The sequence below is a fragment of the Terrabacter aeriphilus genome, assembly GCF_039542985.1.
GTDB lineage: Bacteria > Actinomycetota > Actinomycetes > Actinomycetales > Dermatophilaceae > Terrabacter > Terrabacter aeriphilus.
The window spans coordinates 459,379-478,670 of record NZ_BAABIW010000014.1 but is presented as its reverse complement, the minus strand read 5'-3'; the positions used below and the strand labels follow the sequence as shown (position 1 = coordinate 478,670).

The following is a 19,292-nucleotide window of genomic DNA, read 5'->3' as shown; positions in this document are numbered from 1 at the left end:
TTCTCCTTGGCTCGGTTCGAGTGCTGGGTCGTCGACGCTGACGTCAGTTCACCGGGTGCAACGCCCTGGAGCGGGCCGGCATGCCCCCGGTCGCCGATCTCACGGCGAGATGCTGCTCACGCAGCATGTCAGGGCCGGACTCCACGCTCGAGGGCATCTCATCGCCCGGTCCGAGGTGGCGGAGCACCAGGAATCCCCCTCCCGAGGACATCGAGGCGCTCGGACAGCGGCGGTCGAGCGGCCTGGTAGGCACGGGTGACGGCGAGGGCGCGCCGAGCCGGGCCCCGGAGCAGCACGGCCACCACGGCGATGAGCAGGCACACGGTCGGCGCGGTGAGCGGGTGGCTGACGGCACCGAGCAGCGCGGTGACCCCGGCGAGCAGGGCCCAGCGCCTCGACCGACCGCCGACCGCAGCCGTCGCGGCACACGCGCCAGGAGGTCCAGCAGCCCCGGCGTCGTGTTGTACGAGAGGACCTGCTGGTTGCACGCCGTGGTGATGACGGCTGCGACGAGGGCCGCCGCCGCCGTGCCCCGACCGACGTAGCGGGCCACGGCCCGCCGGCACACACCGACGACGAGGGCGACGACGGCGACGAAGGAGAGCCGCGACGCGAGCACGATCCCGTCGATGCCGATCGCGTGCAGCCACACCCACACGACCGGCACCGCGGGCCACGACCCGAGCACCTGCATGTTGAGCTCGTCGCGGAAGGGGACGTCACCGCGCGCTGTCCGCACCGCCAGCTCGACGGCGTGCGCGCTGTCGCCGAAGTCGATGCCGAGCGTGGCCCGGCTCGCGCCCCAGGCCCCCATCAGCGCCAGGGCCGCGAGCAGCACCCCCGGATGACGAACGGGGAGGGCCCAGAGGGCACCTCCCCGTCGTCTGGTCGGACGATCCATCCAGGCCGTCAGAGGTTCTTCTGGATCTCCGACCACTGGCGCTCGACGTCGTCGAGGCCACCACACATGAAGAAGGCCTGCTCGGCGACGTGGTCGTACTCGCCGTCGGCGATCTTCGTGAAGCCCTCGATCGAGTCGGCCAGCGAGACCGTCGAACCCTCGATGCCGGTGAACTGCTTGGCGACGTAGGTGTTCTGCGACAGGAAGCGCTGGATGCGACGGGCCCGGTTGACGAGGATCTTGTCCTCTTCGGAGAGCTCGTCGATACCGAGGATCGCGATGATGTCCTGCAGCTCCTTGTTGCGCTGCAGGATCGAGCGGATGCGCACGGCCGTGTTGTAGTGGTCGGCGGTGACGTAGCGCGGGTCGAGGATTCGCGAGGTCGAGGACAGCGGGTCGACGGCGGGGTAGATACCCATCGACGCGATGTCACGCGAGAGCTCGGTCGTCGCGTCGAGGTGCGCGAACGTCGTGGCCGGGGCCGGGTCGGTGTAGTCGTCGGCCGGCACGTAGATCGCCTGCATCGAGGTGATCGAGTGGCCGCGCGTCGAGGTGATGCGCTCCTGGAGGGTGCCCATCTCGTCGGCGAGGGTGGGCTGGTAGCCCACGGCGGACGGCATGCGGCCGAGGAGGGTCGAGACCTCCGAGCCGGCCTGCGTGAAGCGGAAGATGTTGTCGATGAAGAGGAGCACGTCCTGCTTCTGGACGTCGCGGAAGTACTCCGCCATCGTCAGCGCCGACAGGGCGACGCGAAGACGCGTGCCCGGCGGCTCGTCCATCTGGCCGAAGACGAGGGCCGTCTGTCCGAGGACGCCGGCCTCCTCCATCTCGACCATGAGGTCGTTGCCCTCACGGGTGCGCTCACCGACGCCGGCGAACACCGACACACCACCGTGGTCACGGGCCACACGGGCGATCATCTCCTGGATGAGCACCGTCTTGCCGACGCCGGCACCACCGAAGAGGCCGATCTTGCCACCCTGGACGTAGGGGGTCATGAGGTCGATGACCTTGATGCCGGTCTCGAACATCGTCGTCTTGGACTCGAGCTGGTCGAAGGCGGGCGCCTTGCGGTGGATGCCCCAGCGCTCCTTGACCTCGAGGCGCTCGCCCTCGGCGAGGTTCATGCACTCACCGGTGGTGTTGAACACGTGGCCCAGGGTCACGTCACCGACGGGCACCGTGATGGGGCCGCCGGTGTCCTGCACGGACGAGCCGCGCACGAGACCGTCGGTCGGCTGGAGCGAGATGGCGCGGACCATGTTGTCGCCGATGTGCTGGGCGACCTCGAGGTTGAGGTTCTTCGTCTCGCCCGAGAGCGTGACCTCGGTCGTGAGCAGGTTGTACTGCTCCGGCATGGCGTCGACGGGGAACTCCACGTCGACGACCGGACCGATGATGCGGGAGATGCGTCCGACGCCGCCCGCGGGCGGGGCCGTCCACGTGGTGTCGCTGACAGTTGCAGTCATGGTGGTCTGCTTCCTTACCTGTGGGCGTTACTTCTGGGCGTCGGCGAGGGCGTTCGCGCCGCCCACGATTTCGCTGATCTCTTGGGTGATGCCGGCCTGACGGGCCTGGTTCGCGAGGCGCTGGTAGGTCTTGATCAGCTCCGTCGCGTTGTCGGTGGCCGACTTCATCGCCCGCTGGCGGGCGGCGAGCTCGGAGGCCGCCGAGCTGAGCAGCGCGGTGAAGATGCGGTTGCGGACGTACTTGGGCAGGAGCAGGTCGAGCACCTCGGCCGCGCTCGGCTCGAAGGAGTACTCCGGCGGGATCTGCCCGTCCTCGTAGCGGTTGACGCTGAGGTCGAGGTTGTCGTCGTCGCCGCCCTCGTCGGCGCCGACGACCTCGAGGGGCAGCAGGCGCAGGACGAACGGGTCCTGGCGGACCATCGAGCGGAAGCGGGTGAAAACGACGTGGATCTCGTCGTGACCGCCCTCCTCCGTGGGCTTGAGGAAGTCGGCCGTGATGCGGTCGGCGATCTCCTTGGCGTTCTCGAACGTCGGCGCGTCGGAGAAGCCGGTCCACTCGGCGGCGTACTCGCGCTTGCGGAACTTGAAGTAGCTCACGGCCTTGCGTCCGACGAGGTAGGGCACGACCTCCTTGCCCTCGGCGGTCAGCTTGGCGATCAGCTCCGCGCTCTCCTTGATCGCCGCGACGGAGTAGGCACCGGCAAGTCCGCGGTCCGCCGTGATGATGACGACGCCGGCCCGCGTGGCGGTCTCCTTCGCCGTCGTCAACGGGTGGTCCTCGTTCGTGTTGGTCGCCACCGCCGACACGGCACGCGTCAGCGCGGTCGTGTACGGCATCGCCTCGGTCGCCCGCTGGCGGGCCTTGACGACGCGTGCGGCCGCGATCAGCTCCATCGCGTTGGTGATCTTCTTGATGGAGTTGACGGACTTGATGCGCTGGCGGTAGATCCGCATCTGCGCTCCCATGTGCTCCGCCTCTCTTGGTCTCGAAACGTCTGTGGTTGCCTGCGGGGTGGGCTCACGCCCGGTCCCGTATGCCGCCCGGCTGGCCGGGCGGCATACGGGAGGTGGTCACTTCTGCTTGACGATCTTCGCCTGGGTGATCTGGTCGTCGGCGATCTCGTCGAACTCCTCGTGGCCGGCCTGCAGGCCGTCCTTGCCGGTGCCCCGGAAGGTGGACTTGACGTCCTCGACGACCTTGCCCAGCGCCGTCTCGGTGTCCTCGTCGAGCTTGAGGGTCTCGCGGATGGTCTGGAGGACCTTGCCCTCGCGACGCAGCGTCTCGAGCAGCTCGGACTCGAAGGTCCGCACGTCCTCGACGGCGACGTCGTCGAGCTTGCCGGTCGTGCCGGCCCAGATCGAGACGACCTGCTCCTCGACGGGGTACGGCGAGCTCTGCGGCTGCTTGAGCAGCTCGACGAGGCGCGCACCACGGGCGAGCTGGGCCCGCGAGGCCGGGTCGAGGTCGGAGGCGAACATCGCGAACGCCTCCATGGCGCGGAACTGCGCGAGGTCGAGCTTGAGTCGACCGGCGACCGACTTCATCGCCTTGATCTGCGCGGCACCGCCGACTCGGGAGACCGAGACACCCACGTCGATGGCCGGACGCACGTTGGCGTTGAACAGGTCGGCCTGCAGGTAGATCTGGCCGTCCGTGATCGAGATGACGTTGGTCGGGATGTACGCCGAGACGTCACCGGCCTTGGTCTCGATGATCGGCAGACCCGTCATCGAGCCGTGGCCGAGGTCGTCGGAGAGCTTGGCGCAACGCTCGAGCAGCCGCGAGTGCAGGTAGAAGACGTCACCCGGGTAGGCCTCGCGGCCCGGCGGGCGGCGCAGCAGCAGCGACACGGCGCGGTAGGCCTCGGCCTGCTTGGACAGGTCGTCGAAGACGATGAGGACGTGCTTGCCCTGGTACATCCAGTGCTGGCCGATGGCCGAGCCGGTGTAGGGAGCGAGGTACTTGAAGCCCGCCGAGTCCGACGCGGGGGCCGCGACGATCGTCGTGTACTCCAGGGCGCCGGCCTCTTCGAGCGTGCCGCGGACCGACGCGATGGTCGAGCCCTTCTGGCCGATGGCGACGTAGATGCAGCGGACCTGCGCGTCGGGGTCGCCCGACTCCCAGTTGCGCTTCTGGTTGATGATCGTGTCGATCGCGACCGTCGTCTTGCCGGTCTGGCGGTCGCCGATGATGAGCTGGCGCTGGCCACGACCGATCGGCGTCATGGCGTCGATCGACTTGATGCCGGTCTGGAGCGGCTCGTGCACCGACTTGCGCTGGACGACGTTGGGCGCCTGCAGCTCGAGGGCGCGGCGCTCCTCCGAGGTGATCGCGCCGAGACCGTCGATCGGGTTGCCGAGCGGGTCGACGACGCGGCCGAGGAAGTCGTCACCGACCGGGACCGAGAGGACCTCGCCCGTGCGCTTGACGGTCTGGCCCTCCTCGATGCCCGCGAAGTCACCGAGGACGACGACGCCGATCTCGTGCACGTCGAGGTTCAGGGCGAGGCCGAGCGTGCCGTCCTCGAACTGGAGCAGCTCGTTGGTCATGGCCGAGGGAAGACCCTCGACGTGAGCGATGCCGTCACCGGCGTCGGTGACGCGGCCGACCTCTTCGCGGGAGGCCGCGCCGGGCTCGTAGGACTGGACGAACGAGTCCAGTGCGTCGCGGATCTCCTCCGGACGGATCGAAAGCTCCGTCATGTCAGATCTTCTCCTCGGTTTCGACCCGCAGGGCGGGCCGGTGGTTGATCACAGCTGGTGGCAGGTGCCTCAGGCACCCATGGCGCGGCGCGCCGCGTCGAGCTTGCGGATGACGGTCCCGTCGATGAGCTCGTCACCGATCTCGACCTTGACCCCGCCCATGACCCGGGGGTCGACGACGGTGTTGATGTGGACCGTGCCGCCGTAGACGGTGGCGAGCCCGGCGGCGAGCCGGGCGCGGTCCTCGTCGGTGAGCGGGACGGCCGAGGTGACGGTGGCCGTCTGCTGCTCGCGGCGACGCGAGGCGATGTCGAGGTAGCGCACGATCGTCCGGTCGAACCGGAGGCCCCGGGGGGCACGCACGGCCTGGCGGACGAGCCCGAGGGCCTCGGGCGCGACCTTGTCGCCGAGCAGCGACTCGACGAGCGCGAGCCGCCGCTCCCCCGACGCCTGGGCGTCGGTGAGCGCGCTGCGCAGGCCCGCGTCGGAGGCGACGATCCGCTCGAAGCGGAACAGCTCGTCCTCGACGCGGTCGGCACGACCCTCGCCCTCGGCCTGCGCGATGACGGACTCGACGGCATACGTCTCGAGCGTGTCGGTGAGGTCACGCTCGCTGGTCCAGCGCTGGCCGAAGACGCCACGCAGGACGGCGAGCGTCTCGTCGCCCACCTTGCCGGCGAAGAGGCGGTCGGCGAGCGCCACCTTGTCCGAGCCCTCGCGCGAGGTGTCGGCGACGGCACGGCGCAGTGCCGTGCTGCCGTCGAGCAGCCCGACGACCGCGAAGAGCTCCTCGGCCAGCCGCGAGCGGTCGGCGCCGCCTGCGAGCGCGCCGGTGAGCGCGTCGCGGCTCGCCGCCGCAGCTGCGCGTGAGGATCCCTGCATCAGCGGTCCCCGACCTTCTCACGGACGACGTCGCCCGACTCGAGCTCGGCGAGGAAGCGCTCGACGATGCCCTTCTGACGGGTCTCCTCGTGCAGCGACTCGCCGACGATGCGGCTGGCGAGGTCGGTCGAGATGCGGCCGACGTCGCTGCGGAGCGAGACGACCGCCTGCTGGCGCTCGGCCTCGATCTGCTTGTGCGCCGTCTCGGTGATCCGAGCCGCCTCGGACGCCGCGTGCTCGCGCATCTCGGCGATGATCTGCGCGCCCTGGGCCTTCGCGTCCTCACGGATGCGAGCGGCCTCGGAACGCGCCTCGACGAGCTGGGCCTGGTACTGCTCGAGCGCGGCCTGGGCCTGGGCCTGGGCCTCCTCGGCCTTGTTCATGCCGCCCTCGATCGCCGCGGTGCGCTCGGCGTAGATCTGCTCGAGGCGCGGGACGACCTTGTTCTTCACGACGACGTAGAGGATCGCGAAGGTGGCGAGGCCGAAGAAGAACTCGAGCGGGTGCGGGATGATCGGTGCCGCGGTGGCCCAGAAGCCCTCTTCGCCGCCTTCGGCGAACACGAACGATGCTTGCATGCGGGTCTCCTAGAGAGAACGGGTGCGTCGGGTCGGCGTGGAGAGGGCTCAGCCGGCCTTGAAGACGAACGCGAGCGCGATACCGAAGATGGCGAGCGCCTCGGTGATGGCCATGCCCAGGAAGGCGATCGGCTGCAGCATGCCGCGGGCCTCGGGCTGACGAGCGACGCCGTTGATGTAGGCGGCGAAGATCAGACCGACACCGATACCGGGGCCGATGGCGGAGAGGCCGTAACCGAGGATGGCGATGTTGCCAGTCATGTGTTTTCCATTCCTTCTTGTCTTGTCCGTCTGGCGGTTTGCCAGACGGGCGGGGGCGAAGCTGGTGTGGTGCTCGTGCGGTGGTGCAGTTCGTGGTGCGCCGAGGCGGCGCGGGGTGGTGCGCTCAGTGCTCGTCGGCGACGGCGCCGGCGATGTAGAGCGCGGCCAGCAGCGTGAAGACGTAGGCCTGCAGGAACTCGACCAGCAGCTCGAAGAGCGTCATCACGAGGGCGAAGACCCAGGTGACGCCACCGGCGACCACGAGGATGCCGCCGGAGGTCAGCATGTACCAGCCGCCGGTGATGAACAGGACGAGCAGGATGTGGCCGGCGAACATGTTGCCGAAGAGTCGCAGGGCGAGGGTGACCGGGCGCGTGAAGAGGTCGGTGATCAGCTCGAGGACGAAGATCGGGGCGATCATGGCCTTGGGCAGGCCCGCCGGGACGAGCGACTTCCAGTAGCCGATGAAGCCGTGCTTCTTCATGCCGACGACGTGGAAGACGACCCAGACGATGAGGGCCAGCGCGATCGGGAAGCCGATGCGGCTCATCGTCGGGTAGCTGAACGGCGGGATGACGCCGAAGAAGTTGTTGACGAGGATCAGCACGAACATCGAGAACAGCAGCGGGACGAACCGCATGAAGTCCTTGCTGCCGATGAGGTCCTTGGCCACGCCGTTGCGGACCAGGCCGTAGACGGCCTCGGTGCCCATCTGGCCCTTGCTCGGCACAATGGCCTTCTTGCGGGTCGTGGCGAGCAGCCACCACACGATGAGGCCGACGGAGACGGCCATCAGGAACATCGGGCGCGTGATGGCCCAGGCCCCGTCACCGATGAGGGGCTGCCAGAACTCCTCGACACCGGGGGCGGTGTAGTCCGTCGGGGCGGCGGCCACGATGCTCACGGGTTGCTCCTTCGTAGGTTCTGGGCGTGTGCGCTGACGCCGTACGTCAGCAGTGCAGGGTCGGTGCGGGGTGGCGCGTGGTGGGGCGCACCCCCGTCGGGACCCCGGGTCGGAGGGCCGGCGAGCGACACGTGGTCAGGCTGCGCGGGGGCCGCGAGGCTCGCTGGGCTCAATGGGTACCGTATCGGAACCAGATCAGGTAGAGCGACATGGCCATCCCACCCACGATCCCGGCTCCGACGAGCCAGGACGTGCCCAGCCAGTGGTCCGCGAGGGCCCCGAGGCCCCCGTAGATCAGCGGGCCGGTCAGCAGGTAGGCCACGGCCCGCCAGGCCGAGTCCTGCTCGCGGACATTGAACGAGCGCAGCTGCTCGGCCTCGTCCTCCGCGCTCGGCGACGACGGCGGCAGCACCGGCTGCGTCGGGTCGACCGGCTCGGGGTTCGGTGGTGTGGTCATGTCGACCTCCGCGGTCACGGCTCATCACGCGGCTCCCGGTCGGTGGGGGCGGCGTCGTGCTTCGGGGCGGGCGTCTCGAGCGAGGCGGCGCCGTCGGGGTCGTAGGCGAAGATCCGCAGGCGCTTGTAGGCGCGCATCTCGAAGAACAGCCAGACGACGGCGCACACGGTGATCGAGACGCCGATGGCGTAGCCGGACGCCCAGGAGACGTCACGCAGCGCGAACATCGCGACCCCGAGCACCAGCACCTTGACGGTGTAGGTGGCCATGACGACCATCATCGTCGTCGTGGGCGCGAGGTCGGCCGTGCGCTTCATGACGAGCAGCGTGAGGCTGAAGAAGAACAGCACGATGACCGCACCGACCGCGGCGGACCAGGCGGCCTTAGGGCTCGAGAAGAGCCCGACGACGACGCACCCGAGACCCACGACGGCCGTCGGCAGGAGCGAGCCCCGGAGGAGCTGCGCGAACGCATCGGACTGTGATGCGTTCGGGGCCGGTGTGGCGCTCAAGGAAGACCTGCCTGGCTGCGTCTGGGTGGCTCGTGGAGGCGGTGCTGCGGTGCGGGGCGTCGGACCGGTTCGGTCGCGATCCCCTGCACCGGGAAGGCCTTTCGGCGCCGTGGAGGCATCCTCTCAGACTCCCCTCAGGTGCTTGTGAATGCTATCACAAGCGCTTCGCCGGCCTCCACCGCGGCAGCCACACGGTGAGCACGACACCGACCGCGGCGGCGGCCCCCACGACGGCCAGCGGACGGAGCCCGTCCCAGATGACGAAGGACACCGAGCCGAGCGCCACGATGGCGGCCCAGAGGTAGAGGATGAGCACGGCGCGGCGGTGGCCGTGCCCGATGCCGAGCATCCGGTGGTGCAGGTGCATCGCGTCCGCCTGCCAGGGCCGCTGCCCCGCCCGGGTGCGGCGCACGACGGCGAGCAGCATGTCGAGGAAGGGCAGCAGCAGCACGGCGAGCGGCACGAGGATGGGCAGGAACGCGGCCGAGACGGCGTTGCCGGTCACCAGACCCGGGTCGACGTTGCCGGTCAGCGAGATCGTCGCCGCCGAGAGCAGCAGGCCGAGCGTCAGGGCCCCGGAGTCGCCCATGAAGAGGCGCGCGGGGTGGAAGTTGTGCGGCAGGAAGCCCGCGCAGCACCCGACGAGGGCCGCCGAGATGAGCGTCGCGGTGGAGAACACGTTGGCCGGCTGGAACGAGCGCGACACGAGGTAGCTGTAGATGAAGAACGCGAGCGCCGCGATGCCGACGATGCCCGCGGCGAGCCCGTCGAGCCCGTCGATGAAGTTGACCGCGTTCGTCGAGGCGATGACGACGACGATCGTGAAGAGCACGAGCACGGGCGTGGGCAGGATCGTCGTGCCGAAGATCGGCAGCGAGAGCAGCTGCACGCCGGTGTAGGCCATCAGGCCGGCCGCGAGCATCTGGCCGGCGAGCTTGGTGACCCAGTCGAGCTCGCGGATGTCGTCGAACGCCCCGAGGAGGCAGACGATGCCGCCCGCCACGAGCACGCCCCAGAGCTGCCGGGTCGCGAAGAGCCCGCCGAGGTAGGGCAGCGCCCGCGCGACGAGCACCGCCGCGACGAACCCGAGGTAGATGCCCACTCCCCCGAGCCGCGGGATCGGCGTCGTGTGCACGTCGCGCTCGCGCACGGCCGTGAAGGCGCCGGTCGCCACGGCGATGCTGCGGATGAACGGCGTCGCGAGGTACGTGACCGCAGCGGCCACGACGAGGACGAGGACGTACTCGTGCACCTACCGACCTCCGCTCGCTCCGGGACGTCCGGTGGGTGCCGGACTCAGCGAGGGTATGCCGGGAAGCGCGTCACGAGGTCGGTGACCCCCGCGCGCACCTCCTTGCTGACGGCGTGGTCGGGGTCGGCGTCGCCACGCGTGACGGCCTGGTGGATGAGCGCGGCGATCTGCTCCATCTCGGGCAGGCCCATCCCCTGCGTCGTCACCGACGGGGTGCCGACGCGGATGCCGGAGGCGATGTTCGGCTTCTGCGGGTCGAAGGGGATCGCGTTCTTGTTGAGCACGATGCCGGCCGCGTCGGCCCGCTCCTCGGCCTCCTTGCCGGTGACCCCGACGCCCTGCAGGTCGAGCAGCGACAGGTGGGTGTCGGTGCCGCCCGTCGTGGGCCGGATGCCGAGCTCGAGCAGGCTCGCCGCGAGCTGCTGGCTGTTGGCGATGACGTCCTTCGCGTACTGGGCGTACTCCGGGGTCGCGGCCTCCTTGAAGTTGACCGCCTTGGCCGCGATGGTGTGCATCTGCGGACCACCCTGCATCATCGGGAAGATCGCCTTGTCGAGGGCGGCCGCGTGCTCGGCCGTGCAGACGAGGGCGCCGGAGCGCGGGCCGCGCAGCACCTTGTGCGTCGTGAAGGTCACGACGTCGGCATACGGCACCGGCGACGGGATGGCCTTGCCGGCCACGAGCCCGATGAAGTGGGCCGCGTCGACCCAGAGGATCGCGCCGACCTCGTCGGCGATGGCGCGGAACCGGGCGAAGTCGATGAGGCGCGGGATGGCCGAGCCGCCGGCGCAGATGACCTTGGGACGGTGCTCCTTGGCCAGTGCCTCGACCTGGTCGTAGTCGATGTCCTCGGTCGTCGCGTCGACGCCGTAGTGCACGGCGTTGAACCACTTGCCGGAGAAGGAGACCTTCGTGCCGTGCGTCAGGTGGCCGCCCATCGGCAGGGCCATCGCGAGGATCGTGTCGCCGGGCGACATGAACGCGCCGTAGACGGCCTGGTTGGCGCTGGCGCCCGAGTGCGCCTGCACGTTGGCGTGGTCGGCCCCGAAGAGCACCTTGGCGCGCTCGATGGCGATCGACTCGGCCTTGTCGACCTCCGCGCAGCCGCCGTAGTAGCGGCGCCCGGGGTAGCCCTCGGCGTACTTGTTCGACAGCGTCGACCCGAGCGCCGTGAGCACGGCCGGGGAGCTGATGTTCTCGCTCGCGATGAGCTGCAGGCCGCCGCGGATGCGGTCGAGCTCGGACAGGAGCACTCCCGCGATGTCGGGGTCGAAGGAGCGCAGGGCACCGAAGTCGGAGCCGTAGAACGTCGTGTCGTCAGCCATGGGTGGTCTCCGGGTGGGTCGGGAGTGGGGCGCGAGCGCGAGCCAACTCTATTGCGTCGGGCCCGAGGCGTCGGCGGGGCGCTCCGGGGTGGACAGCTCGTCCGGCTCCCCCGACACCTCGGCGTCGGTCGGCGCGTCTGCCGTCGCATCGGTCGGGTGGTCGGTGGATGCGTCGGTGGGTGCGTCGGCGGGTGCGTCGTCCGCGTCGTCCGCGGGCTCGGGGGCGGCGCCGGGCTCCGGGGCCTCGAGGACGGGCTCCGGCTCGAGGGCCGCGTCGAGCTCGTCCTGGCTGAGCGCGCCGAGGCGCAGGGTGACCGGGGTCTCGCCCGTGCAGTCGACGATCGTCGAGGGGTCGCCCTCACCGGCGGGACCGCCGTCGAGGTAGACGGCGACGGCGGCGCCGAGCATGGCCTCCGCCTCGTCGGCCGTGCGCGCGGCCGGGTCGCCCGTCGTGTTGGCGCTCGTCACGGCCATCGGGCCGATGTCGCCGAGCAGCTCGAGGGCCACCTCGTTCGCGGGCACGCGCAGGGCCACGGTGCCGTTCGTCTCGCCGAGGTCCCAGTGCAGCGACGTCTGAGCCTTGAGCACGAGCGTCAGCGGACCGGGCCAGAAGCGCTCCATGAGCCGCTGGGCGTAGTCGGGCACCTGCGTGGCGAGGCCCTGGGCCGTGCGCGCCGTCGGGATGAGCACCGGGGGCGGCATGTCGCGGCCGCGGCCCTTGGCCGCCAGCACCGACGCGACCGCGGTGGCGTCGAAGGCGTCGCAGCCGATGCCGTAGACGGTGTCGGTCGGCAGCACGACGAGGTCGCCGCGGCGCACGGCCGCCGCTGCGGCCGAGATGCCCTCGGCGCGGCCGTCGGGATCGGTGCAGTCGTAGCGCTCGCTCACGCGCCCGAGCCTACTGGGCCGCGCCGGGACGACCGGGCCACCCCCGGGCAGCCGGGCAGCCGGGCAGCCGGGCAGCCGGTCAGCCCGGGGTGCTGGGCGCGCGGCGGGCGACGGTGACCCGCGGACGGCCGGAGAGGTCCGGGTGGTCGGTCACGTCGGTCCACTCCCCCGTGCGTCCCAGCCGGGCCGGCAGGCTCTCGCCCTGGGAGTCCGCGTGCTCGATCAGCACGAGCCCACCGGGGCGCAGCAGGCCGGCCGCGACCCGCGCGGTGGCGAGCGGGACGGCGAGCCCGTCCTCGCTGCCGCCGTAGAGCGCCAGCTCGGGGTCGTGGTCGCGCACCTCGGGGTCGAGCGGCACGGCGCCCGTCGGGATGTAGGGCGGGTTGACCGTCACCACGTCGACGGCGCCGGCCCACTCCGGGAAGCAGGGGCGGGTGGCGTCGCCGGCCACGAGCTCGACGTCGAGGCCGAGCCGGTCGCGGTTGGCGACGGCCCAGGCGAGCGCGTCGGTCGACAGCTCGATCCCCCGCACGACCGCGCCAGGCCGCTCGTGCCGGATCGCGAGCGGGATCGCCCCGGAGCCCGAGCACAGGTCGACGACCCGCACGGGCGCGTCGGGACGTCCGGCCGCCACGCGGTCGACCTCGGCGAGCGCGAGGTCGACGAGCACCTCGGTCTCGGGGCGCGGCACGAAGACGCCGGGGCCCACCGACAGCGTGAGGTGGCGGAAGTGCGCCCGCCCGGTGAGGTGCTGGAGCGGCACGCGGCGGGCGCGCTCGTCGACGAGCCCGGCATACCGGCTCGGGAGCGTGCGGCCGCCGAGCACGAGGAGCCGGCGCACCTCGCCCGCCTCGACGCCGAGCACGAACGCGGCGAGCTCGACCGCGTCGACGTCGGCGGAGGCGACCCCGGCCTCGCGCAGGCGCGCCGTCGCCGCCCGGATGCCGTCACGCAGGTCGGTCGCGGACGGCTCGCTCACGCGGGAGACCCGCCGGCGAGCGCCGCGAGCTTGGCCGCCTCGTCGGCGTCGAGCGCCGAGCGGACCACGGGGTCGAGGTCGCCGTCGAGCACGGCGTCGAGGTTGTAGGACTTGTAGCCCGTGCGGTGGTCGGAGATGCGGTTCTCCGGGAAGTTGTAGGTGCGGATGCGCTCGGAGCGGTCGACCGTGCGCACCTGCGAGCGGCGTGCCGCGCTGGCCTCCGCGTCGGCCTCGTCCTGGGCCATCTGGTGGAGCCGCGCGCGCAGCACGCGCATCGCCGCCTCCTTGTTCTGCAGCTGCGACTTCTCGTTCTGGCAGGACACGACGAGGCCCGTCGGAACGTGCGTGATGCGCACGGCCGAGTCGGTCGTGTTGACGCTCTGCCCGCCCGGACCGCTCGAGCGGTAGACGTCGATGCGCAGGTCGTTGGGGTCGATCGTCACCTCGACCTCCTCGGCCTCGGGCATGACGAGCACGCCGGCGGCCGAGGTGTGGATGCGGCCCTGGCTCTCGGTGACGGGCACCCGCTGCACGCGGTGCACGCCACCCTCGTACTTGAGGCGTGCCCAGGGCGCCTCGCCGAGACCCGGGCTGCCCTTGGCCCTGATCGAGACGCGCACGTCCTTGTAGCCGCCGAGGTCGCTCTCGGTGGCGTCCTCGATCGCCGTGCGCCACCCGCGCTGCTCGGCGTAGCGCAGGTACATCCGCAGCAGGTCTCCGGCGAAGAGGGCCGACTCGTCGCCGCCCTCCCCCGCCTTGACCTCGAGGATGACGTCGCGGTCGTCCTCGGGGTCGCGCGGCACGAGCATCCGGCGCAGGTGCTCCTCGGCCTGGGCCAGGCGGGCCTCGAGCGCCGGCACCTCCTCGGCGAACGACGCGTCCTCGAGGGCCAGCTCGCGCGCGGCCGTGAGGTCGTCGCCGGCCGCGGTCCACTCGCGCGCGGCGGCGACGGTGGGCGCGAGCGCGGCATACCTCTTGTTGAGGGTGCGCACGAGGTCCTGGTCGCCGTGGACGGCGGGGTCGGCCAGCCGGGACTCGAGGTCGGCGTACTCGTCGAGGATGGACTGCACGGATTCGAGCACGGGTGGCCCTTCGCTGGTGGGGCGGTTCGCGGGAGCGTCGCGATACGACGAACGCCGGCCCCCTCGACCGAAGTCGTGGGGGCCGGCGTGCGGGAGACCTACTTGGCGGCCTTCTTGCCGTACCGGGCCTCGAACCGGGCCACGCGGCCACCGGTGTCGAGGATCTTCTGCTTGCCGGTGTAGAACGGGTGGCACTGCGAGCACACGTCGGCAGAGATCTTGCCGGACGTCTCGGTGCTGCGAGTGGTGAACGTCGAGCCACAGGTGCAGGTGACCGTGGTCTCGACGTAGGCGGGGTGAAGGTCCTTCTTCAACGTCGTCTCCTTGAGGTGGTGTGGCCGGGTCGGAGTCGTCGCTGCTCGTGCGTGCGAGCTGCTCAGCCGTGAACCGGTCCGAAGGAAGAGTGTGCCAGAGAGGCGCACCTCCTCCCAAACGCACGCAGGGGGCCCGGCATTCCCCGAGGCCAGGCCACCGCCGACGGATGCCGTCGGGTGCCTTCGGCTGCCGTCAGACCGACACCATGGCGGGCTGCGCGACGGGCAGCACCACCTGCATCGTCGTGCCCTCTCCCTCGACCGAGGCGATGACGAGCTCGCCGCCGTGGCCCTCGACGATGGCGCGCACGATCGCGAGGCCCAGGCCCGTGCCGGGGATCGCGGCCGCCGTCGCGTTTCCGGCGCGGAAGAACCGCTCGGAGAGGCGGGCGAGGTCGGCGGCCGGGATGCCGATCCCGGTGTCCTGCACCGAGATGATCGTCGAGTCACCCGAGCGCTCGGCCGACAGCACGACGTCGCCGCCCTTGCGGGTGAACTTCACGGCGTTCGAGCCCAGGTTGATCAGGGCTCGCTCGACCTGCCCGCGGTCGACCTTGACGACGAGGTCGTCCGGCACGTCGGTGCAGAGCAGGTGCACGCCTCCGCTCGCCGCCACGGGCTCCATCGTCTCGGTGACGGTGCGGAGCAGGTCGCGCACGGCGACCTCCTCGGCCATCGCCTGCAGTCCGCTGATCTCGATCTTGTTGAGCACGAGGAGGTCCTCGATGAGCCCACGCAGCCGGCTCGTGTTGCGCCCGATGATGTCGAGCGCGACGTGCTGGCTCTTGCTGACGTCGCCGAAGTCGCCGTCGACGAGCAGCTCGAGGTAGCCGCTGATCGAGGTGAGCGGGGTGCGCAGCTCGTGGCTCACCGTCGCCATGAAGTCGGTCTTCTGGCGGTCGAGCTCGGTGAGGCGCCGCACCTGCTCGTCCTGCATCTGCGAGAGCCGCAGCGCGACGATGGACTGCGCGGCGATGGCCGCGCACTGCTGGGCGGCCTGGATCTCGTGGCGGTGCCAGCGGCGGGGCGCGTTGACCATCATGACGCAGAGGATGCCGAGGCCGCGGCCACCCGTGCCGAGCGGCAGCATGAGCAGCGACCGCGCCCCCGTGGCCCGGTGGAAGGCCCGGGCGCGCTCGTCGTCGAAGGCCTCGTGCGCGAGCAGGTCACCGACGCCGAGGAAGCCGATGTCGCGGCGCAGCTCCTCGTTGAGCACCCCGACCTGCTGGGCGAGGGAGCGCGGCAGGGGCGGCAGGTCGGGCAGGTCGTCGGTGTGCCACTGCAGGCGCTCGCCCGTCGCGTGGCCGTCCTCGCTCAGCGTGTAGAGCAGGGCGCGGTCCGCGCCGAGACCGGCACCGAGCCGCGCGCAGACCCGTTGCAGCGCCTCGTCGACGTCGCCGGCAGACCGGGCGCCCCGGCCCACGTCGAGCACGAGCTCCTGCATCTCGAGCACGGCCGCCTGCTGGTCGACGAGCCGTGCGTTGGCGCGGGTCAGGTCGTTGAAGTCGCGGGCGAGCATGCGCACCTCGAGCGCGCCCTCCTCCTGGTTCGCCATCAGCATGACGTCCTCCTCCGCCTGGCGCCGCACGACCTCGCGCAGCCGGGCCAGGGGGCGCCCGACCGAGCGGTCCATGCCGAAGCCGGCCGCGACGAGGACGATCACGATGAGGGCGCCGAGGCCGACGAGCACGACGGAGGTGCTGCCGCTCGCCTCGCGGGAGGCGGCCCGGGCGGCGTCGCGCTGCTCACGCACGCGGTCGCCGAGCGCGCTGTTGCTCGCGAGGAAGCGGTTGTAGGCCAGTCGCGCGGACGCCCGGTAGGGCTCGCCGGCGCCGCCGCTCGCCGCGGGCGTGCCGAGCGAGGCAGCCGCCGCGCCGAACCACGCGTCGACCGTGGCCTGCTCCTGCCGGAGGTACTCGAGCAGGCGTGCCCGGTCGTCGGCGCCGAGCTCGTCGCTCGACAGCGCCGCCTCGGCGCGGTCGAGCTGGGCCTGCACGCCGGCCTCGAGGGTCGCCGGGTCGACCGTGCCGGCCCCTCCCTCGCTCGCCTGCTGCCAGGCAGCCTCCGCCCGCGTCATCGACAGGAGCACGGCGTTGTTCGCCTCGACCGCCGGCCCGTAGGCGAGGGTGAGGGCCCGCACGGCCGCACCCTGCGAGTGGATCGTCGCGATCGAGATGCCGACCCCGACCGGCACGAGCACGATGAGGATGCCGATGAGCACCCGGATCTGGCTGCCGACCGAGCGTTTGGAGAGGGCGGGCAGCCCGGCGGTCACGCGGCGTCCTCGTCGAACCCGGTGCGCGTCATGACGCCCCACACGTGCTTCTTGCCCCGCAGGCTGGCCCACCAGCCCTCGAGGCGCCACACGACCGTGGCCTGGCGGTAGCCGACGTTCTCGAGCACCGAGGCGGCGATCGTCTGCCAGATGGCCCGCCAGCGGTCGTGCTTGTGGAAGGCCCACTCGTCGACGACCATCGCCGCGAGGGTGACGAGCACGGCGTAGCCGTAGGCGAGCACGAGGAAGAGCACGGCGAAGGGGATGTTGATGACCCCGAGCAGCAGGGCGAGCGGCACGACGATGATGCCGAAGAGCTCGAGCAGCGGGGCGAGCAGCTCGAAGAGCCAGTAGTACGGCAGGGCGACCCAGCCGACGCGGCCGTAGCGCGGACGGAAGAGCATCGAGCGGTAGGCCCAGAGGGTCTCCCACAGCCCGCGGTGCCAGCGCTTGCGCTGGCGACGCAGGATGCGCGCGCTGACCGGCACCTCGGTCCACGACACCGGCTCGGGCACGAACTCGATGGCGTAGTCGCGCCCCTCGTCGCGCAGCTTCTTGTGGATGCGCATGACGAGCTCGAAGTCCTCGCCGATCGTGTCGGGCTCGAGGCCACCGACCTCGACGACGACGTCGCGCCGGAAGAGCCCGAAGGCACCGCTGATGAGGATGAGGCCACCCAGGCGCGACCAGCCGGTGCGCCCGAGCAGGAACGCCCGGAGGTACTCGACGAGCTGGATGCGGGCCAGCCAGCTGCGCGGCATCTCGACGTCGACGATGCGCCCGGAGACGACGCGGCTGCCGTTGACGGGCCGGATCGCGCCGCCTGTCGCGACCATCCGCGTCGGGTCGTCGGCGAAGGGACGGGTCACGTGCAGCAGGCCGTCGGGCTCGAGGATCGAGTCGCCGTCGAGCATCGCCACGAGGGGCTCGCTCGCGGCGTTGATGCCGAGGTTGAGCGCCTCGGTCTTGCCCGAGTTCTCCTTGCGCACGACGACGAGCCGGGTGCGCCCGTCGCGCGGGACGTAGACGCCCAGCGTGCGGGCCCGCACGGGGATCTCCTGCGGCAGCTCGCGCGGCACCGCGACGAGGTCGAACGCCTCCTCCATCCGGGCGAACGTCGCGTCGGTGCTGCCGTCGTCGATGACGACGACCTCGTGCCGGGGGTAGCGCAGCGTGAGGAAGGACTTGACCGCCGTGACGATGCCCGCCTCCTCGTTGTAGGCGGGCACGAGGAGCGAGACGCCCGGGGCCATCCCGGCCCCCTGCCAGGTCAGCGCGGTGGCACGGCGGCGCTGCTGCGACCGGAACTCGAGGTAGGCGAGCACGACGAGCACGAGCAGCGAGGTGTTGATGAGCACGAAGTAGACGATGATCGGCACGCTCGTGACGTCCATGACCCACACGACGGCGGCGCGCAGCCCGTCGACGAAGCCGTCCCAGCTCATGCTGACGCCCGCTGGAGGTCGGCCACGAGCCGCGCGGTGCGCACCGCCGGGGCGTCCTCGTGGTACGCGAGGGCCACGCTGCCGAGCGGGCCGAGGGCGATGAGCGCACCGGCGGCCACCTCGGCGAGGCGCGGGTCCGGGTCGCCGAGCAGCTGCGCGAGCGTCGGCACCGACTCCGCGACCCCGAGGTCGGCGAGGGCTGCGGCGCAGGCGCGGCGCAGCGGCAGCGGCTCCGCCACCGTCGTGTGCCGGCCCAGCACCTCGGCGTCCTCGGTGCGGCCGAGGCGGCCGATGGCCGTGGCGCTCGTCTCGCGCACCGTGAGGTCGGGGTCGTGCGCGAGCATGACGCGCAGCTCGGGCAGGCCACGGGTGAAGCTGCGCTCGGCGCTGAGGTGCGCCGCCACCATGCGCGTGCGGGCGTGCGGGTCGCGCAGGCCGTCGTGGAGGGCGTCGGCGATCCCGACACCCATCGACTGGAGCGCCTCCGCCGCCGTGGCCGCGGGCAGACCCCGGTCGGGGATGCCGATCGCGGCGAGCACCGCTCCGGCCGCGCTCGGGTCACCGATGAGGCCGAGGGCGTAGGCCGCGCTGTTGCGCACCTCGACGGACTCGTCGCGCAGCAGCCCGACGAGCTGGGGCACCGACGAGCCGACCCTGGCGAGGCCGAGCAGCTGGGCCGCGCGGGCCCGCCGCACCGGCGAGCGGTTCGTCAGGTCGGCGTGGGCCACGTCGACCGCGCCGTGCCCCTCGAGGACCCGCACGAGGTCCTCCGCGGGCACGCCGCGGATCTTCGTGAGGAGCTCGACGATCGTGGCGTCGAGCACGTCGCGCGAGGTCCCCGTCGTCCAGGCCAGCGACTGGGCTGCCGACCCGTCGTCGTCCTCCCCCGCGGCGACGGTGATGAGCGCGACGCGCAGCGGGGCGAGGATCATCTCGTCGCGCTGGCGACGGCTGTGCCGCAGGGCGCGCACGATGACGACGGCCACCACGAGCAGCAGGCACGCCCCGAAGACCACGGCGGTCGCGCCGATGAGCAGTGCCGAGCCGACCATCAGCAGGCCCCGG

The 19,292-nt window shown here is 71.5% G+C and carries 19 protein-coding genes; all 19 read right to left on the bottom strand.

What is annotated here, in order from left to right; genetic code table 11:
- Window positions 1-43 precede the first annotated feature (43 nt).
- Window positions 44-838, bottom strand: a complete 795-nt coding sequence (locus ABD979_RS11445) for a hypothetical protein (RefSeq protein ID WP_345507590.1) — start codon at window positions 836-838, stop codon at window positions 44-46.
- A 71-nt stretch (window positions 839-909) separates the two neighbouring features.
- Window positions 910-2,370 (bottom strand): F0F1 ATP synthase subunit beta, encoded by a 1,461-nt coding sequence (gene atpD, locus ABD979_RS11440; protein WP_345507589.1) that lies wholly within the window; start codon window positions 2,368-2,370, stop codon window positions 910-912.
- A 27-nt stretch (window positions 2,371-2,397) separates the two neighbouring features.
- Complete coding sequence (locus tag ABD979_RS11435) at window positions 2,398-3,336, bottom strand: F0F1 ATP synthase subunit gamma (RefSeq protein WP_345507588.1); 939 nt, start codon at window positions 3,334-3,336, stop codon at window positions 2,398-2,400.
- Window positions 3,337-3,441: 105 nt separating this feature from the next.
- The gene (gene atpA / locus ABD979_RS11430) at window positions 3,442-5,073 is read right to left on the bottom strand and encodes a F0F1 ATP synthase subunit alpha (RefSeq protein ID WP_345507587.1); all 1,632 of its coding nucleotides are present in this window, start codon (window positions 5,071-5,073) and stop codon (window positions 3,442-3,444) included.
- A gap of 69 nt (window positions 5,074-5,142) precedes the next feature.
- Complete coding sequence (locus ABD979_RS11425) at window positions 5,143-5,955, bottom strand: F0F1 ATP synthase subunit delta (protein WP_345507586.1); 813 nt, start codon at window positions 5,953-5,955, stop codon at window positions 5,143-5,145.
- Entirely contained in the window at window positions 5,955-6,533 is a 579-nt protein-coding gene (locus tag ABD979_RS11420; protein WP_345507585.1) for a F0F1 ATP synthase subunit B, read from the bottom strand. Before ABD979_RS11420 ends, ABD979_RS11425 begins: the two co-directional genes overlap by 1 nt.
- A gap of 48 nt (window positions 6,534-6,581) precedes the next feature.
- Window positions 6,582-6,794: an ATP synthase F0 subunit C gene (atpE, locus tag ABD979_RS11415; RefSeq protein WP_070193816.1), complete on the bottom strand. Its 213-nt coding sequence runs from the start codon at window positions 6,792-6,794 to the stop codon at window positions 6,582-6,584.
- Window positions 6,795-6,918: 124 nt separating this feature from the next.
- Window positions 6,919-7,698, bottom strand: coding sequence for a F0F1 ATP synthase subunit A (gene atpB / locus ABD979_RS11410; RefSeq protein ID WP_345507584.1), 780 nt, complete (start codon window positions 7,696-7,698; stop codon window positions 6,919-6,921).
- 169 nt (window positions 7,699-7,867) lie between these two features.
- Window positions 7,868-8,155, bottom strand: coding sequence for an AtpZ/AtpI family protein (locus tag ABD979_RS11405; protein ID WP_345507583.1), 288 nt, complete (start codon window positions 8,153-8,155; stop codon window positions 7,868-7,870).
- 14 nt (window positions 8,156-8,169) lie between these two features.
- Complete coding sequence (locus tag ABD979_RS11400) at window positions 8,170-8,667, bottom strand: Cg1360 family ATP-synthase-associated protein (RefSeq protein WP_345507582.1); 498 nt, start codon at window positions 8,665-8,667, stop codon at window positions 8,170-8,172.
- 154 nt (window positions 8,668-8,821) lie between these two features.
- A complete protein-coding gene (locus ABD979_RS11395) occupies window positions 8,822-9,919 on the bottom strand; it encodes an MraY family glycosyltransferase (protein WP_345507581.1) in 1,098 nt (365 codons plus the stop codon).
- A 44-nt stretch (window positions 9,920-9,963) separates the two neighbouring features.
- Window positions 9,964-11,244 (bottom strand): serine hydroxymethyltransferase, encoded by a 1,281-nt coding sequence (locus ABD979_RS11390; RefSeq protein WP_345507580.1) that lies wholly within the window; start codon window positions 11,242-11,244, stop codon window positions 9,964-9,966.
- Between the two features lie 48 nt (window positions 11,245-11,292).
- On the bottom strand, window positions 11,293-12,132 hold the full coding sequence (locus ABD979_RS11385; protein ID WP_345507579.1) for an L-threonylcarbamoyladenylate synthase: 840 nt from the start codon (window positions 12,130-12,132) through the stop codon (window positions 11,293-11,295).
- A gap of 79 nt (window positions 12,133-12,211) precedes the next feature.
- On the bottom strand, window positions 12,212-13,111 hold the full coding sequence (prmC, locus tag ABD979_RS11380; protein ID WP_345507577.1) for a peptide chain release factor N(5)-glutamine methyltransferase: 900 nt from the start codon (window positions 13,109-13,111) through the stop codon (window positions 12,212-12,214).
- On the bottom strand, window positions 13,108-14,193 hold the full coding sequence (prfA, locus tag ABD979_RS11375; protein WP_345507576.1) for a peptide chain release factor 1: 1,086 nt from the start codon (window positions 14,191-14,193) through the stop codon (window positions 13,108-13,110). Before prfA ends, prmC begins: the two co-directional genes overlap by 4 nt.
- 98 nt (window positions 14,194-14,291) lie before the next feature.
- The gene (rpmE, locus tag ABD979_RS11370; protein ID WP_141818918.1) at window positions 14,292-14,507 is read right to left on the bottom strand and encodes a 50S ribosomal protein L31; all 216 of its coding nucleotides are present in this window, start codon (window positions 14,505-14,507) and stop codon (window positions 14,292-14,294) included.
- A gap of 193 nt (window positions 14,508-14,700) precedes the next feature.
- A complete protein-coding gene (locus tag ABD979_RS11365) occupies window positions 14,701-16,782 on the bottom strand; it encodes a sensor histidine kinase (RefSeq protein WP_345507575.1) in 2,082 nt (693 codons plus the stop codon).
- Window positions 16,779-18,227 (bottom strand): glycosyltransferase family 2 protein, encoded by a 1,449-nt coding sequence (locus ABD979_RS11360; RefSeq protein WP_345507574.1) that lies wholly within the window; start codon window positions 18,225-18,227, stop codon window positions 16,779-16,781. The genes ABD979_RS11365 and ABD979_RS11360 overlap by 4 nt, the downstream gene beginning before the upstream one ends.
- The gene (locus ABD979_RS11355) at window positions 18,224-19,279 is read right to left on the bottom strand and encodes a HEAT repeat domain-containing protein (RefSeq protein WP_345507573.1); all 1,056 of its coding nucleotides are present in this window, start codon (window positions 19,277-19,279) and stop codon (window positions 18,224-18,226) included. Before ABD979_RS11355 ends, ABD979_RS11360 begins: the two co-directional genes overlap by 4 nt.
- Between the last annotated feature and the right edge of the window lie 13 nt (window positions 19,280-19,292).

Excerpts from the sequence above, each read along its gene's own strand:
- atpD (WP_345507589.1), bottom strand. The coding sequence starts at position 2,370 with ATGACTGCAACTGTCAGCGACACCACGTGGACGGCCCCGCCCGCGGGC.
- ABD979_RS11435 (WP_345507588.1), bottom strand. The coding sequence starts at position 3,336 with ATGGGAGCGCAGATGCGGATCTACCGCCAGCGCATCAAGTCCGTCAAC.
- atpA (WP_345507587.1), bottom strand. The coding sequence starts at position 5,073 with ATGACGGAGCTTTCGATCCGTCCGGAGGAGATCCGCGACGCACTGGAC.
- ABD979_RS11425 (WP_345507586.1), bottom strand. The coding sequence starts at position 5,955 with ATGCAGGGATCCTCACGCGCAGCTGCGGCGGCGAGCCGCGACGCGCTC.
- ABD979_RS11420 (WP_345507585.1), bottom strand. The coding sequence starts at position 6,533 with ATGCAAGCATCGTTCGTGTTCGCCGAAGGCGGCGAAGAGGGCTTCTGG.
- atpE (WP_070193816.1), bottom strand. The coding sequence starts at position 6,794 with ATGACTGGCAACATCGCCATCCTCGGTTACGGCCTCTCCGCCATCGGC.
- ABD979_RS11405 (WP_345507583.1), bottom strand. The coding sequence starts at position 8,155 with ATGACCACACCACCGAACCCCGAGCCGGTCGACCCGACGCAGCCGGTG.
- ABD979_RS11390 (WP_345507580.1), bottom strand. The coding sequence starts at position 11,244 with ATGGCTGACGACACGACGTTCTACGGCTCCGACTTCGGTGCCCTGCGC.
- ABD979_RS11360 (WP_345507574.1), bottom strand. The coding sequence starts at position 18,227 with ATGAGCTGGGACGGCTTCGTCGACGGGCTGCGCGCCGCCGTCGTGTGG.
- ABD979_RS11355 (WP_345507573.1), bottom strand. The coding sequence starts at position 19,279 with ATGGTCGGCTCGGCACTGCTCATCGGCGCGACCGCCGTGGTCTTCGGG.